The 13,795-nt window shown below is 68.9% G+C and carries 16 protein-coding genes; 6 read left to right on the top strand and 10 right to left on the bottom strand.

The genetic code is table 11. From position 1 onward, the window contains the following. Nucleotides 1–12: 12 nt before the first annotated feature. The gene (folK, locus tag ASF49_RS05530; protein WP_056469212.1) at nt 13–486 is read left to right on the top strand and encodes a 2-amino-4-hydroxy-6-hydroxymethyldihydropteridine diphosphokinase; all 474 of its coding nucleotides are present in this window, start codon (nt 13–15) and stop codon (nt 484–486) included. On the opposite strand, the gene ASF49_RS05525 is transcribed toward folK, so the two are convergent. The 7 genes from ASF49_RS05525 to ASF49_RS05495 all read right to left on the bottom strand — a co-directional run bounded on the left by ASF49_RS05525 (nt 487) and on the right by ASF49_RS05495 (nt 7,646). Then, nucleotides 487–1,059 (bottom strand): L,D-transpeptidase family protein, encoded by a 573-nt coding sequence (locus tag ASF49_RS05525; RefSeq protein WP_056469025.1) that lies wholly within the window; start codon nt 1,057–1,059, stop codon nt 487–489. Between the two features lies 1 nt (nt 1,060). Then, nucleotides 1,061–1,915: a rare earth element methanol dehydrogenase accessory protein XoxJ gene (xoxJ, locus tag ASF49_RS05520; RefSeq protein WP_056469022.1), complete on the bottom strand. Its 855-nt coding sequence runs from the start codon at nt 1,913–1,915 to the stop codon at nt 1,061–1,063. Next, complete coding sequence (locus ASF49_RS05515) at nt 1,915–2,520, bottom strand: c-type cytochrome, methanol metabolism-related (RefSeq protein WP_056469018.1); 606 nt, start codon at nt 2,518–2,520, stop codon at nt 1,915–1,917. Before ASF49_RS05515 ends, xoxJ begins: the two co-directional genes overlap by 1 nt. Before the next feature lie 135 nt (nt 2,521–2,655). Further along, nucleotides 2,656–4,458, bottom strand: coding sequence for a lanthanide-dependent methanol dehydrogenase XoxF1 (xoxF1, locus tag ASF49_RS05510; protein WP_056469015.1), 1,803 nt, complete (start codon nt 4,456–4,458; stop codon nt 2,656–2,658). Between the two features lie 662 nt (nt 4,459–5,120). Beyond that, the gene (locus tag ASF49_RS05505) at nt 5,121–5,891 is read right to left on the bottom strand and encodes an ABC transporter ATP-binding protein (RefSeq protein ID WP_056469012.1); all 771 of its coding nucleotides are present in this window, start codon (nt 5,889–5,891) and stop codon (nt 5,121–5,123) included. Beyond that, on the bottom strand, nt 5,872–6,609 hold the full coding sequence (locus tag ASF49_RS05500) for an ABC transporter permease (protein WP_056469008.1): 738 nt from the start codon (nt 6,607–6,609) through the stop codon (nt 5,872–5,874). Before ASF49_RS05500 ends, ASF49_RS05505 begins: the two co-directional genes overlap by 20 nt. A gap of 44 nt (nt 6,610–6,653) precedes the next feature. Further along, nucleotides 6,654–7,646 (bottom strand): ABC transporter substrate-binding protein, encoded by a 993-nt coding sequence (locus ASF49_RS05495; RefSeq protein ID WP_056469005.1) that lies wholly within the window; start codon nt 7,644–7,646, stop codon nt 6,654–6,656. Nucleotides 7,647–7,896: 250 nt separating this feature from the next. Between ASF49_RS05495 and ASF49_RS05490 the strand changes: the two genes are divergently transcribed. Beyond that, nucleotides 7,897–8,274: a 4a-hydroxytetrahydrobiopterin dehydratase gene (locus ASF49_RS05490; protein ID WP_056469000.1), complete on the top strand. Its 378-nt coding sequence runs from the start codon at nt 7,897–7,899 to the stop codon at nt 8,272–8,274. Nucleotides 8,275–8,288: 14 nt separating this feature from the next. On the opposite strand, the gene ASF49_RS05485 is transcribed toward ASF49_RS05490, so the two are convergent. The 3 genes from ASF49_RS05485 to ASF49_RS05475 all read right to left on the bottom strand — a co-directional run bounded on the left by ASF49_RS05485 (nt 8,289) and on the right by ASF49_RS05475 (nt 10,064). Continuing rightward, nucleotides 8,289–8,510, bottom strand: a complete 222-nt coding sequence (locus ASF49_RS05485; protein ID WP_055949561.1) for a hypothetical protein — start codon at nt 8,508–8,510, stop codon at nt 8,289–8,291. Between the two features lie 70 nt (nt 8,511–8,580). Further along, the gene (locus ASF49_RS05480; protein ID WP_056468997.1) at nt 8,581–9,426 is read right to left on the bottom strand and encodes a metallophosphoesterase; all 846 of its coding nucleotides are present in this window, start codon (nt 9,424–9,426) and stop codon (nt 8,581–8,583) included. Between the two features lie 17 nt (nt 9,427–9,443). Further along, nucleotides 9,444–10,064, bottom strand: a complete 621-nt coding sequence (locus tag ASF49_RS05475; protein ID WP_056468992.1) for a cation transporter — start codon at nt 10,062–10,064, stop codon at nt 9,444–9,446. A gap of 226 nt (nt 10,065–10,290) precedes the next feature. On the opposite strand from ASF49_RS05475, the gene croR reads away from it, so the two are divergent. From croR to ASF49_RS05455, 4 genes are all read left to right on the top strand, one after another. Next, complete coding sequence (gene croR / locus ASF49_RS05470) at nt 10,291–10,770, top strand: 3-hydroxybutyryl-CoA dehydratase (RefSeq protein ID WP_056468990.1); 480 nt, start codon at nt 10,291–10,293, stop codon at nt 10,768–10,770. Between the two features lie 8 nt (nt 10,771–10,778). After that, nucleotides 10,779–11,606, top strand: a complete 828-nt coding sequence (locus ASF49_RS05465; RefSeq protein ID WP_056468987.1) for a TrmH family RNA methyltransferase — start codon at nt 10,779–10,781, stop codon at nt 11,604–11,606. A 173-nt stretch (nt 11,607–11,779) separates the two neighbouring features. Continuing rightward, the gene (gene crtI / locus ASF49_RS05460) at nt 11,780–13,360 is read left to right on the top strand and encodes a phytoene desaturase family protein (protein WP_056468984.1); all 1,581 of its coding nucleotides are present in this window, start codon (nt 11,780–11,782) and stop codon (nt 13,358–13,360) included. Continuing rightward, nucleotides 13,357–13,788 (top strand): DUF2141 domain-containing protein, encoded by a 432-nt coding sequence (locus tag ASF49_RS05455; protein ID WP_056468980.1) that lies wholly within the window; start codon nt 13,357–13,359, stop codon nt 13,786–13,788. Before crtI ends, ASF49_RS05455 begins: the two co-directional genes overlap by 4 nt. Nucleotides 13,789–13,795: the final 7 nt, after the last annotated feature.

Here is a 13,795-nt window from a genome sequence, read left to right as displayed (position 1 = left end):
GGCGGCCCGCGGATGCACGCCGCCTATCTCGGACTCGGCAGCAACATCGGCGACAAGGTTGCGACCCTGGCCGACGCGGTGGCGCGGCTCGCCGCGACGCCGGGCATCCGAGTCACCGCGCGCTCGTCGGACTACCGCACCCCGCCCTGGGGCGACACCGACCAGGACTGGTTCCTCAACGCCGCCGTCGGGATCGAGACCAGCCTGACCCCCCACGAACTCCTGGAGGCGGGCCTCGGCATCGAGACCGCCATGGGTCGGGTGCGCGTGCGCCGCTGGGGGCCGCGGGTGATCGACATCGACGTGCTGTCCTACGAAGGGGCGGCGATCTCGGATGCCCGCCTGGTCCTGCCGCACCGCTTCGTACGGGAGCGCGCCTTCGTGCTGGTGCCCCTGGCCGAGATCGCGCCCGATCTGCGCATCGGGCCGGAGACGGTCACCGAGGCCCTGGCCAAGCTCGACGCCCGTGGAATCGTGCCGGCCTGATCAGGGCCGGATCTCGATCGGGGTGCCGGTGTCGACCCGGGCATAGATCGCCGCCATCTCGGCATTGGTGACGCCGACGCAGCCGTTGGTCCAATCGATGAGCCGATGCAGGGGGCCGAGCCAGGACAACCCGTTGAACAGGCCGTGGATCATGATGTCGCCGCCGGGGGCATGACCCGCGGCCTTGGCGCTGCGGGCCTGGTCCGGCGTCGGGTACGAGACCTTCAGCGAGAGGTGAGCGACGCTGCGCGGGTTGCGATAGGCGATCGCGTAGATGCCCTCCGGCGTTCGGCCGTCGCCCTCGCGGGATTTCTGGCCCTCCGGTGCGAAGCCCAGGGAGACCGGGTAGGTGGCGAGGACCCGGCCGTCGCGCAGCAGCGTCAAGCGCCGGGCGGCCTTCTCCACCAGGATGCGGTCGGCCCGGTCCGGTTCGGCTACGAGGGCCGGCTCGACCCGCAGCCATTGGCGCCGGTCGACGACGACGAGGGCGAGCAGGGCGAGAACGACGATGGCGGCGCCGGAGCCGATCCGCCGCCGCCATCGCAGTCTGCCTGTCCTGTCGACGCCCACCATTTCAGGGCGCCGGAGAGGCGAGGAGCTTGTTGCCCTCCTCCTCCAGGAGCGGCACGTCGTAATCGCGCAACACCTTCTCGATGTCGGCGCGCCGCTTGCGCAGGATCGTGTTGAGCGTGCGCTTCCAGTCGTTCTCCTCCAGGCGAACCCCGAGGGCGATCCGGAAGGTCAGCGGCGGCCGGTCCGGCTCCTGCAGCAACGGCACGACGGCCATCGGCACGCCGCTCTGCTTGGCCAGCCAGCCGGCGGCCGGTCCCCAGAGAATCGCCGCGTCGATGCGCTTCTCGGCCAGATCCGCGATGACCTCGGCCGAGACCGTCTGGTGCTTGCGGGCCGGATCGAGCTGGTAGGGCGCGTAGGCCTTCATTGCGCTGACGAGGCCGACCTCGCCCATGCGGTTCACCGGGGGCGTGCCGCCGATGACGCCGATGGACTTGCCCTTGAGCTTGGGGTCGTCGAGGCGGGTGACCCCGTCGAACTCGCCCGTGCGGGTGACCAGCGTGTAGGCGGAGCGATAGTACGGGTTCGAGTGCTGGACGAGTTCGCCGCCGGCGGCCGAGCCGATGATGAGGTCGCACAGACCCGTGCCGAGGGTGTTGCGGACGAAGCCCGGACCCTGGGTCAGCCAGTAGTATCGGATCTTGACCTTGAGTTCGTCGGCGATGATCGCCGCGATCCGGTTCTCGAAACCATCCTCCTTACGCTCGGAGAACGGCATGTTGCCGGGGTCGCCGCAGACGCGCAGGGTGTCCGTGGTGACGAGGTCGGGAAGCGACTGCGCCGAGGCGCCTCGCACCCCTGCCGACATCAGCAGGAGCGCGAGGGCGAGACGTGTCCTGGTGCGTGAGCGCGCCATCAGCCGCCCAGGCACTCCTTCTCGGCCGTCTTGGCAGCTTCCGGCTTCTCTTCCTTGTCGGTCGGGCGGACACGCGGCATCGCGCCGGAGGCCCGGGCCTTGAGGTAGACGTAGAGGTCGTCGGCGTAGCACATGACGTTCTTGTTATCGCCGAAGGCCGGCATCACGCGCTCCTGACCGGCCTGCGAGTCGCGCTTGCCGCCGGCGAGGATGCCGATGAACTCCTCATAGTTGATCGTCTTGAGCGAGTCCTTGAGAGCCGGGGCGTAGGTCGAGCCCATCGCATCCGGACCGTGACAGACGTGACACTCGGCGTGGTAACGGCGGTAGCCCGAATAGGCATACCAGTCGAACTTCTTGCCATCGTTGGTGATGTGGAAGGTCGGATGGCCCTCTGCGTCCTGATACTTTCCGTCCTCGACCTTCACGGCCGCGAACTTGTCGATCAGCTTGGCATCCTTCTCGGGCGCATTCGGGTCGAGCTGATTGGCCAGGGCCGGGTCAGCCTTCTTCGCATCCTGTGCCTGGACGGTGAGGGTCGAGATGGAGGCGAAGGCGAGGGCCGCCACGAGAGGACGGATGGCGGCTTTGCTGATGGTGTGCAACGACGTTTCTCCCAGGAACTCCACGTCGGCTGAGCAGCCGCGTGTTTCACATCTTGTTCTTCCAACTCTAATCATAAAGGTGCCGGCGCGGAAACCCGCGCCGGCACCCAAGGTCTTACCGTAACGTGCGACCGATTAGTTCGGCAGCGAGAACACGGTCAGCTGACCACCGAGGTTGGTGTAGTTCGAGAGGGCGGCGTAACCACCCACCGCACCGAGGCCGGCGTTCGGGTCGGTCAGGCCGGCCGCGAGGCCGATGCCAGCCCAGCCACCGACACCCGACAGGATGCCGACGAACTGCTTGCCCTTGTGGCTGTAGGTCATCACGTTGCCGATGATGCCCGACGGGGTCTTGAACTTGTAGAGTTCCTTGCCCGTCTTGGAGTCGACAGCCTTCAGGTAGCCTTCCAGGGTGCCGTAGAACACCACGTCACCGGCGGTGGCGAGTGCGCCCGACCACACCGAGAACTGCTCGGCGTTCGACCACTTGATCTTACCGTTTACGCCGTCCCAGGCGATGAAGTTACCCATGCCGCCGTGGCTGTTGGGGGCCGGGTACATGGCCAGGGTCGCACCGACGTAGGGCTGGCCGGGGGTGTAGGAGACCCGGAACGGCTCGTAGTCCATGCAGACGTGGTTGGTGGGCACGTAGAACAGGTTCGTCTTCGGGGAGTAGGCAGCAGGCTGCTGGTCCTTGGTGCCGAGAGCGGCCGGGCAGATGCCCTTGGAGTTGGTGTCCTCACCGTTCTGCTCGGTGGAGTACTTGGCCTGGACGAGCGGGCGGCCGTAGTTCTTGGAGCCCTTGTCCATGTCGACCTTGGAAGCCCAGTTCACGACCGGATCGAACTTCTCGGCGACCAGGAGCTCGCCGGTGGCGCGATCGAGGGTGTAGCCGAAGCCGTTACGGTCGAAGTGGGTCAGGAGCGGACGCTCCTTGCCGTCAACCTTCTGATCCGTGAGGATCATCTCGTTGATGCCGTCGTAATCCCACTCGTCGTGCGGGGTCATCTGGTAGACCCACTTGGCGGCGCCCGTGTCGGGGTTACGCGCCCAGATGGTCATGGACCACTTGTTGTCGCCCGGACGCTGCTTGGGGTTCCAGGTCGAGGGGTTGCCCGAGCCGTAGTACATCAGGTCGAGCTTGGGATCGTAGGAGAACCAGCCCCAGGTGCAGCCGCCGCCGGTCTTCCACTGATCGCCTTCCCAGGTCTTCAGCGAAGAGTCCTTGCCGACCGGCTTGCCGAGCGAGGTGGTCTTCTCGGGGTCCATCAGCATGTCGGCATCGGGGCCCTGGGAGTGGCCGCGCCACACCTTCTTACCCGTCTTGGCGTCGTAGGCGGTGACGTGGCAGTTCACGCCGAACTCGCCGCCGGAGATGCCGACGATGATCTTGTCCTTCACCGGGAGAACGGTGGCGGTGTTGGTCTCACCCTTCTTGGGGTCGCCGTTGACGACGGACCAGTTCACCTTGCCGGACTTGGCGTCGAGCGAGACGACCGTGGTGTCGGCCTGGTGCAGGATGATGGCGCCATCGGCGTAGGCGAGACCACGGTTGACCGTGTCACAGCACATCACCGGGATGACCGACGGGTCCTGCTTGGGCTCGTACTTCCAGGCGATCACGCCGTCCTTGTCGAGGTCGAGGGCGTAGACGATGTTCGGGAAGGGGGTGTGGACGTACATCATGTTGCCGACGACGAGCGGGGAGCCCTCGTGGCCGCGCAGCACGCCGGTCGAGAAGGTCCAGGCAACCTGGAGCTGCTTGACGTTGCTGGCGTTGATCTGGTCGAGCTTCGAATAGCGCGTGTTGGCGTAGTCGACGGTCTGAAGGACCTGCTCGGCCGGGTTGGCCGTGCGCTTCAGGACGTCTTCGTTGGCGAACGCCGTGGTCGAAGCGACCATGCCGGCGCCGAGTGCGAGAAGATGTACCGCTCTCATGGATTCCTCCGACAGATCTTGCAGCCGTCATCATGCGGAAAATCCGCAGGATCACGCTGTGATCTGACTGTTTGCGACAGGGATAGGTTCGCCTCGGTAGCGGACACCAAACCCTTGGAACCAAACCTGGAAAGGTCGGTGCTGGGTCTGTGTGGTCAGGGGCCGCTATCCCTTTGCGGCGCCCCTCGAAACCGAAGCTTGAATGAACTCTAAGAAAAATTCTGTCGGCGTCAACACGCTTGCGCACCGTCCTCCCAGGCTTCGCACAAGACCTCGTGAGCCTCCCAACGACATTCCGACCGGCCCACGCTTCGCACCATAAGATTGTGCGGCGCAATATTCCGATTTGGTAAGACAAAGCGATTTGAACAGCTTCGCCGCATCTTCATGCATCCTGTGCATGCTCGCGCAGCTTGGCAGGAGGCGATATGTCCGTGACGAGGTTTCAGCGTTCGATCCACTGCACCGCCATTCAGCGGCTTAGAAATAAAGCGCCAAAACTGTTATATAATGCAAAAACGTCGGCGGCTTAGGATCGGGAGCGCGCGTCGGTTGTGAAGAATACTGAAACGGTGCGGTGACGATCCGATGCGCGGTCTCGCCGCATCCGAGCCCTGGCGATGTGGGGACATCGCGCCGTCCGGACGCGAACCGAGGGCGAATCAGCCCGCGATGACGCTGGGAAACCGCCCGGCGAGGGAGGCACGGTTCGCCTCGATCCAGGCACGGTCGCGCTGCCCCCGAGGCCGATCGAGGGGGATGGTGCCGAGCAGGCTCGCCGGACGTCCGGAGACGAGGAGCAGGCGGTCGGCGATCTCCAGAGCCTCGGCGACGTTGTGGGTCACCATCAGGACGCCCATGCCCGACGTGCCGACCGCCGCGACCACGAGGCCGCGCAGGGCGGCGGCGGCGTTGTCGTCCAGGGACACGAAGGGCTCGTCGAGGATGAGGATGCGTGGCTTCTGCGCCAGGGCCCGCGCCAGGGAGACCCGTCGGGCCATGCCAAGGGAGAGCGCGCCGGGATAGCGTCCGCGCCAGGGGGCCAGTCCGAGGGATTCGAATAGGGCGTCGAGGTTCTGTCCGCGTGCCGGCCTCGGGAGGGCGAGGCGGACGTTCTGCTCGACGGTGCGCCAGGGCAGCAGGCGCGGCTCCTGGAACGCCATGGCGATGCCGGCCTCGTCGGGCGGCGGCGTGACGCTGCCCTCGTAATCCGGGTCGAGACCGAGAAGGATGCGCAGGGTCGTGGTCTTGCCGGCCCCCGACGGGCCGATCAGGCACGTGATCGCGCCGGTCGTCACCGTGAAGGCGAGGCCGCGCACCGCCTCTACCGGTTCCGGGCCGGTGCCGCCATAGACCTTGCGGACGATCTCGACCCGGAGGGCTGCGCCGTCGGGGCCGGTCACGGCCCTGCCGTCAGCGCCAGCGTCGGACATAGGCTTCGAGCCGCTGGAGGATGAGGATGTCGATGGCGATCATCACGCTCATGAACACGATGCTGTAGCCGACGATCGCCGCCACGTTCAGGCTCTGGACGAAGTAGTAGTTGATCGCGAAGCCGACGCCGTTGGGGCGGCCGAGCAGCTCGATCACGAGCACGATCTTCCAGGCGAGCGACAGGCCGGAGCGTGCGGCGGCCACCGCGAAGGGCTGGAGCTGCGGCACCAGCACGTGGGCGATCCAGGTCCGCCGGTCGAAGCGGTAGCTGCGCGCCATCTCCTCGAGCTGCGGGTCGAGGCCGCGGGCTCCCTCTCGCAGGATCACGGCGACGTTCGGCAGCTTGTTCAGCACCACGGCGACGATGGCGGCCGCCTCGTTGAGGCCGACCCAGATGTAGGCCAGCACCGTGATCACCAGGGCGGGCGTGTTGAGAAGGATGAGGAGCGGCGTGTCGAGGACGAGGTTCAGCCGGCGCGAGCGCCCCAGGGCGATCCCGAGCAGCACCCCCAGGGTCATCGCCAGGAAGAAGGAGATGCCCACCCGCGACAGGGTGATGCCGACGTTCCACCACAGGTCGCCGGTCGCGGATTCGCGCGCGATGAAGTCCAGGATCGCCAGGGGCGCCGGCAGCAGCCGCGAACCGGCGGCCGAGGCCGCGACCTGCCACCCCGCGAGGAGGACCAGCACGGAGGCGAGACGGGTGGCAAAGCCCATGGGGTCAGGGTGTCGGGCGCGCGGCGGACCGGCGCGGGGCGGCTTCAGCCATTGCCGGTGCCGTCGAAGTACAGGCCGGTGGGGAGAGTCGTACCCGCGCCGACGAGGCGCTCGCCGCCGAGGCGCGCCATGACGGTGAACAGCTTCTCGCCGTCACTGCGCTCCGTGGCGAGGGGCCGGCGCGGGATGCCGGCGAGGAAGTCGCGCTTGAGCGCCTGGAACGTCGCCTCGTCCTCCGCCGACATCAGCGGGCGCACCACGTCCCAGGCGGCGGGGTCGTTGGCGAGGATATCCTTGGCGGCCTTGGACGCGCGGGTGAAGCCCATGACCGCCTCGCCCTTGTCCTTCACGACAGCGTCGTCGAGGAGGTAGCCGATCAGGGCCATCGAACCGGTGGCGCCGAAGGCGCGCATGATGTCGTCGGAGCCGATCAGGCGGCGGAACCCCTTGGGCTCCAGGCGGGCGCAGTAGGTCCAGTACAGCAGCCCGGCATCGAGCTCGCCCTGCTCCAGCTTGAGCGCCAGGAGGGGCGGCGCCCCGAAGGCGATGGTGGCCTGGGTCTCGAGGTCGATGCCGGCGGTGTCGCGGGCCTGGGCCTTGAGCAGGAGCCAGTTCTTGTCCAGGGGACCGCCGGCGACGCCTAGGCGCTTGCCCTTGAGATCGGCCAGCGTCCGGATCGGGCTGTCGCCCGGCACCATCAGGGAGCCTTCGGTGGTCGAATAGGGGAAGAAGCGGATGGCGCGCCCTTCGTTGCCGAGTCTCGCGGCCCAGAGCAGGTCGCCCACGATGGTGTCGACCTGGCCCCCGAGGAAGGCGATCCGCGCGGCGTCGTTGCCGGCGAGCTTGACCACGTCGAGGGTGAACCCGTTGGCGCTGTCGAGGCCGCGCGCCTTGATCACCGCCGCCTCCCAGGAGACCGTGCCGAAGGGCAGGCTGCCGACCCGGAACGCCGGCCCCGCCGCCCGCGCCGGACGGGCGAGGCTCCAGGGCAGGGGCAACAGTGCCGCCGTCGCGAGCAATCCGCGCCGTGACAGCATGAGGGACTCTCCCTGGATTCGAAGTCGAACGCTCGGGTTGTCCCGTGAAGGCCGGCGCTGGTTGGCAATCTTCATAGGAGGTCGGGCACAGGGCGTCCACAGGACGAATTGGCAAGTCCGCCGGGCGGATGGTCGCCCCCGGACTCGCAGATCTCTCCGAACGGGCTCAGATACCTTGCGCATGGCAGGGGGGCGGCGCAGGATTTCAGCCGGTTCGACATCGATGCTTGTTCGAGGGAGATTTTAGACCATGGCCGGCACGCGGGACGACGTGATCGACGACGCCACCGTCACGGAGCGCCTCGCGCGGGAGCTCCCGGCCTGGCGCCTCGAAGAGGGCTGGATCCGGCGCACCTACAAGACCGCGGGCTGGAAGGGCACGCTGATGGTCATCAACACCGTGGGCCATCTCGCCGAGGCCGCCTGGCACCACCCGGATATCACCGCCTCCTACGCATGGGTCGAGGTGCGGCTGACCAACCATGCCGCCAAGGGGATCACCGAGAAGGACTTCGCGCTCGCCGCCAAGATCGAGGAGGTGGTCGGCTGGCAGCCCGGCACCGAGGGCGGCGCGCTGGAGGGCACGCCCACCGACCCGCGCTTCGCCTACATCAAGTACGACCGCTAGATCCGGGCGGCCGCTCAGTCGGCCTGCTTCACCCGGCGGCACTCGGTCTTGAGGTAACTCGTCTTGCCGACCTCGTCCCGCAGATCGGTGCGGGCGATGATCTCCTGCCAACCGTTGGTGCAGCCGAGCTCGTTGGCGACGCGGACCTTGCGGACCTCGCTCGCCTTGTCGTCGGTGCAGGCCTCGATCGGGATGCCGTTGGCACAGACGAGGACGACGGCGATGAAGGCGTTCATGGGCGAACCGTCATGGGTGAACTCCAGCGAGGCGACGCCCGACAGGTACGCGGCCGGGCGGCGTCCGGTCTCATTCGATCGTGAGAATGTGATCGGCGGAGAAGTCCCGCCCCTCCACCGGGTTCGCCACCCAGCGGGTGCGCCCGATCCGCAGGTCGTGCCCGGCATGGAAATGGCCCGAGACCCAGAGGTCCGGCCGGACCGCCTCGGGCAGATCCTCGAGGACGGTGGTGGCGTAGAAGGCCGGGATCCACCAGGGCACCCCGAGCACATCCCGGAACGCATCGGCCGCGCGCGGGCTCGCCGGGTGGTGGGTGACGCAGACGGTCGGCCCGTCATGGGTCTGCGCCAGGGCGGCCGCCAGCTGGGCACGTTCCCGGTCGTGTGCCGCCATCGCGTCGGCGGGCGACCAGACCGTTCCGTCGCCGTTGCGGATCGAGCCTCGAAATTCGCGCGAACCGGTGATCGGGTCGGTCATCCGCGCGGCCGCGTAGGCAACCGGGTCCTCCGGCGCGTCGGCGATGCGCCCGTCGAGCCAGCGCCCGGCCAGAGACCAGTCGCTCCACAGGGTGGTGCCGACGAAGCGCACGCCGCCGAGTAGGACGGCCGACCCGCGCTGGAGGAGGTGGATCTCCGCCCCCTCCCCGTTCAGACGAAGGACCTCGGACTCCAGGTCGGCGAGGAGTTCCGGAGCCGTGCGCCCGTCGCCGGTCGGCGCGTAGTGCTCGTGGTTGCCCGGCACGAGCACGATCGGGCGGCCCTGCGCCAGGGTCATCAGGGCCGCGAGCCCCGATTCGGGCCGGCCCTCGTGCAGGTCGCCGGGGCAGACCAGGACGTCGAAGGGCTGGCTCGGGCGCGGGATGACGTCGAGGCGTCGGCGCTCCAGGTGCAGGTCGGAGATGGGGAACAGGCGCATGCTGGGCGTGGAGCCTCTCAGGGGACCGGATTCTCGGGCGCGGCCTTCGCGGCGCGCCATTCGGCGCGGGCGGCCTTCAGGATGTCGCCGGCCGAATCCGCGTTGAGGATGGCGATGCCGGCGGCCGCGATGAGATCCGGCCAGGCCGACAGGGTCAGGGCCGTGGCGAGGCCGGCGGCGATGATCGCGAGGTTGGCGAAGGCGTCGTTGCGGGCCGAGAGGTAGGCCGCTCGGGTCAGGCTGCCGCCGCCCGCGCGGTGCCGGGCCAGCATCATCGCGCAGGTGAGATTGACCGCCAGCGCCCCGAGGCCCGTGAGCGTCAGGGGGAGTGGAGCCGGGGGCGCCATCGTGGCGAACTTGACCCAGGCGGCGTAGGCGGTGGCGAGTGCCGGCAGGAGCAGGATGACGGCGAGGACGGCTCCGAGCCGGGCGCGGTTGCGCACGCTCCAGCCGATGCCGGCGAAGATCAGCAGGTTGATCGCCGCGTCCTCGAGGAAGTCGAGGCTGTCGGCGATGAGCGCCAGCGACCCGATCGCCAGGGCGACGCTGATCTCGATGCCGAAATACGCGAGGTTGAGCCCGGCGACGCGGGCGACCACCGGGCGCAGGGTGGCGGACGGGGTGGGCGTGGCGGACAAAGCGGCGGCTCGACCTGTCTGGAGGGGGAGATCGGCCCGGACCCGGACCCGGCACCTCGCGACGACGGTCTCCATGGCGCGAGATGCCTCCGGCTGTCGAGGCTCAAGATCCGGCCCGGTGCTTTTCGGGCGCCGGATACTGGATTTGGCCCGCCGCCTGTGCGAGGCGAAACGCCAAGCCGCACGAGACCTGCGTGCAAGCAACCAAAGTCAGGGGAAACCGCCGATGATGCCCGAACTGCGCGTCCTGTACTTCGAGGATCTCGAAGTCGGCCTGTCCGAGACGCTGAACAAGGTCATCGCCGCCTCCGACGTGGTGGGCTTCGCCGAGATCACCGGTGACCGCAATCCGATCCACCTGTCCGAGCACTTCGCGGCGCGCACGCCCTTCGGCACCCGCATCGCCCACGGCCTCTACACCGCCGGCCTGATCTCGGCGGTGCTCGGCACCCGCCTGCCCGGACCCGGCGCGGTCTACATCAGCCAGACCCTGAACTTTCGCGCGCCGGTGCGCATCGGCGACACGGTCGAGGTCACCGTCGAGGTGGCCGAGCTGGTGCCGGAGCGCCGCCGCGCCCGCCTGAAATGCACCTGCTCGGTGGCGGGCGAGGTCGTCCTCGACGGCGAGGCGCTCGTGAAGGTGCCGACCAAGGCGGAGGCCGATCCGCTCGCGGTGCGCATGGGCGGGCGTCCGGCGAGCGCCTGACGCCCGCCATGGCCGCGCTGCTCCGGTCCGCGCCGATCGCCATCGACGATCCCGCCGACCCGCGTCTCTCGCCCTACACGGCGATGCGCGAGCGCGACCTCGTCGGGCGTGCCGGCCGCTTCATCGTCGAGGGCGAGGTGACCCTGCGGGTGATGCTCTCGGGCCGGGCGCGATTCGGCCTCGAATCGGTGCTGCTGGCGCCCGAGCGGCTGGCCGGTCTGGAGGCGGCCCTGGTCCGGCTGCCCGAGGGGGTCCCCGTCTACACCGCGGCAAAGCCCGTGATGAGCGCGATCACGGGGTTTCCGATCCATCGCGGCGTGCTCGGGATCGGCTTGCGCGAGGGGGAGGCACCCGGTGATGCGCGCCCCGACCTGCCGCCCGCCCCGGCCCCGGCCCTCGTGGTCGGTCTCGTCGGCTTGACGAACCACGACAATGTCGGCGGCCTGTTCCGCAACGCCGCCGCCTTCGGGGCCGACGCGGTGCTCCTCGACGGCGGCACCTGCGATCCACTCTATCGCAAGGCGATCCGGGTCTCGGCCGGCGCCGCGCTGGTCGTCCCCTTCCTGCGGCTCACGAACGCCGACGCGATCCTGGCCTTCGCGGAACGCCATGCCCTGGAGCCCCTGGCCCTGAGCCCCGGCGGGGCCGAGGCCCTCGCGGCCCTGGCGCCGCCCGACCGAACCCTGCTCCTCCTCGGGAGCGAGGGGCCGGGCCTGCCGTCCGACCTGATGGTGCGCCTGCGCACCCTGCGGATCCCGATGGCGCCGGACTTCGATTCGCTCAACGTCGCCACAGCCGGCGCCATCGCCCTGCACCACCTCGCCCGGACGGGATAGCGCGGAGCGGGCGGCCCGGCTGCGAAGTGGCCTCTACGCGCGACACTGCGCCCCCATTGCCGCGCGCCCCGCTACGGTCAAGATTACGGACCGGGCCCTGCGAGCCCTGGACGGACCATTCTTGCGCGCCACATGCGCTCAGAGATGGAGCGCGGACGAAGGAGTTGCGAGCGTTGTTGCAGTCACGGGACGGCTTGCGGACCCTGTCCGGACGCCGCGTCATCATTGTCGGTGCCGGTCCCGGCGGCCTCGCCACCGCACTCCTCCTCGCCCGGGCCGGCGTCCACGTCACGCTGCTGGAGAAGGATCCGGCGGTGGGCGGACGCACCAAGACCGTCGAAGCCCCAGGCGGCTTCCGCTTCGACATCGGCCCGACTTTCTTCCTCTATCCGCAGATCCTCGCCGACATCTTCGAGACCTGCGGCGAGCGTCTCGAGGACCACGTCAAGCTCGAGCGCCTCGATCCGCAGTACCACCTCGTGTTCGAGGCCGGCGGCGAAATCCGCGCCACCAACGACATGGACCGGCTCGAGGCCGAGGTGGCGCGCATCGCGCCCGACGACGCCAAGAACGTGCGCAAGTTCTTCGCCGACAACCGGGTCAAGCTGAAGTTCTTCAAGCCGGTCCTGGAGCAGGCCTTCCACACCCTGCGGTCCATGGCTTCCCCGGCGATGATCGCCGCCCTGCCCCATCTCCATCCGGGGCGCAGCGTCGACAAGGACCTACGGCGCTACTTCAAGGACCCGCGGGTCCGCCTCGCCTTCGCATTTCAGACCAAGTACCTCGGCATGTCGCCGTTCCGGTGCCCGAGCCTGTTCACCATCCTGTCGTTCCTCGAATACGAGCACGGCGTCTATCACCCGGTGGGCGGCTGCGGCGCCGTCTCGGAGGCGATGGCGGGCCTCGCCCGCCGGATGGGCGTCGACATCCGCCTCGGGGCGGGCGTCGAGCGGGTGCTGTTCGAGGGCAAGCGCGCCAGCGGCGTCGTTTGCAACGGCGAGACGCTGCAGGCCGATGCGGTGGTGATCAACGGCGACTTCGCCAAGGTCATCCAGGATCTCGTGCCGCAGCAGCACCGCCCGCGCTGGCGCGACGCCAAGATCGAGAAGGCGCGTCTCTCCTGCTCGACCTTCATGCTCTATCTCGGCCTCGACGGGCCCATGCCTGAGGCGCTCGGCCACCACACCATCCTGCTGTCGGAGGATTACGCCCGCAACATCCGGGAGATCACCGACGGGATCCTGCCGATGCAGCCCTCGCTCTACGTGCAGCATGCGGGCTTCACCGACGGGGGCATGGCGCCCCCCGGCCAGACCAGCCTCTACGTGCTGGTGCCGGTGCCGAACCTGAAGGCCGGCATCGACTGGAAGGGCCTGCGCGTCAGCTATCGTCAGCTCGTCCTCGATCGCCTGAAGCTTCTCGGTCTCGGCGATATCGAGGAGCGCATCCGCTACGAGCGCATCGTCGATCCGACCGAGTGGCGCGACGAGTTCTTTGTGCACGAGGGTGCCACCTTCAACCTCGCCCACGACCTGATGCAGATGCTCTATTTCCGCCCGCACAACCGCTTCGGGCCGGGGCTCTACCTTGTGGGCGGCGGCACCCATCCGGGCTCCGGCCTGCCGGTGATCTACGAGGGCGCGCGCATCACTGCCCGCCTGCTCATCGAGGAACTCTCGGCCGGACGCGTCGGGGCCGCGAGCGCCGGCATTCCCACGACCGCACCGCTCGCCGCCTCGGGCGACGCCACTTGAGGCGGTCGCCGAGGCTCCTGGCGGTCGGCTGCGCCCTCTTCCTCGTCTCAGGGGCGGCCCGGGCCGCCTCCGTGACGGTGGAGGTCGAGGGCATCGAGCCCGGCGGCCTCCTCTCCGTCGCCCTGTGCCAGGACGGGCTGTCCGAGGCCGATTGCCGGACCGGGCAGCAGGCGCCGCCCCGGGCCGCGGCGCAGCGCTTCGTGTTCCAGAACGTGGCGCCCGGGATCTACGCCGCGGTGGCCTACCAGGACACCAACGGCAATGGCCGCCTCGACCGGACCGGCCTCGGCCTGCCCCTCGAGCCCTATGGATTCTCCGGCGATTCGGCCCGCTCCGCCCGCCCCGACTTCGCGCGCGCGCGCTTCACCGTGCGGGAGCCGGGCGTGGGCGTGCGGGTTCGCCTGTCGCGCGCCCTGCCGCCTCGCTGAGCGCCGC

The sequence above is a fragment of the Methylobacterium sp. Leaf104 genome (assembly GCF_001422885.1).
GTDB lineage: Bacteria > Pseudomonadota > Alphaproteobacteria > Rhizobiales > Beijerinckiaceae > Methylobacterium.
The sequence above is the reverse complement of the archived record's forward strand: the minus strand, read 5'-3'. Positions and strand labels throughout refer to the sequence as shown.

What these genes read in the sequence shown, in the direction of transcription:
- folK (WP_056469212.1), top strand. Translation starts at nt 13, where the DNA reads ATGCACGCCGCCTATCTCGGACTCGGCAGCAACATCGGCGACAAGGTT.
- ASF49_RS05525 (WP_056469025.1), bottom strand. Translation starts at nt 1,059, where the DNA reads ATGGTGGGCGTCGACAGGACAGGCAGACTGCGATGGCGGCGGCGGATC.
- xoxJ (WP_056469022.1), bottom strand. Translation starts at nt 1,915, where the DNA reads ATGGCGCGCTCACGCACCAGGACACGTCTCGCCCTCGCGCTCCTGCTG.
- xoxF1 (WP_056469015.1), bottom strand. Translation starts at nt 4,458, where the DNA reads ATGAGAGCGGTACATCTTCTCGCACTCGGCGCCGGCATGGTCGCTTCG.
- ASF49_RS05505 (WP_056469012.1), bottom strand. Translation starts at nt 5,891, where the DNA reads ATGTCCGACGCTGGCGCTGACGGCAGGGCCGTGACCGGCCCCGACGGC.
- ASF49_RS05500 (WP_056469008.1), bottom strand. Translation starts at nt 6,609, where the DNA reads ATGGGCTTTGCCACCCGTCTCGCCTCCGTGCTGGTCCTCCTCGCGGGG.
- ASF49_RS05495 (WP_056469005.1), bottom strand. Translation starts at nt 7,646, where the DNA reads ATGCTGTCACGGCGCGGATTGCTCGCGACGGCGGCACTGTTGCCCCTG.
- ASF49_RS05490 (WP_056469000.1), top strand. Translation starts at nt 7,897, where the DNA reads ATGGCCGGCACGCGGGACGACGTGATCGACGACGCCACCGTCACGGAG.
- ASF49_RS05485 (WP_055949561.1), bottom strand. Translation starts at nt 8,510, where the DNA reads ATGAACGCCTTCATCGCCGTCGTCCTCGTCTGTGCCAACGGCATCCCG.
- ASF49_RS05480 (WP_056468997.1), bottom strand. Translation starts at nt 9,426, where the DNA reads ATGCGCCTGTTCCCCATCTCCGACCTGCACCTGGAGCGCCGACGCCTC.
- croR (WP_056468990.1), top strand. Translation starts at nt 10,291, where the DNA reads ATGATGCCCGAACTGCGCGTCCTGTACTTCGAGGATCTCGAAGTCGGC.
- ASF49_RS05465 (WP_056468987.1), top strand. Translation starts at nt 10,779, where the DNA reads ATGGCCGCGCTGCTCCGGTCCGCGCCGATCGCCATCGACGATCCCGCC.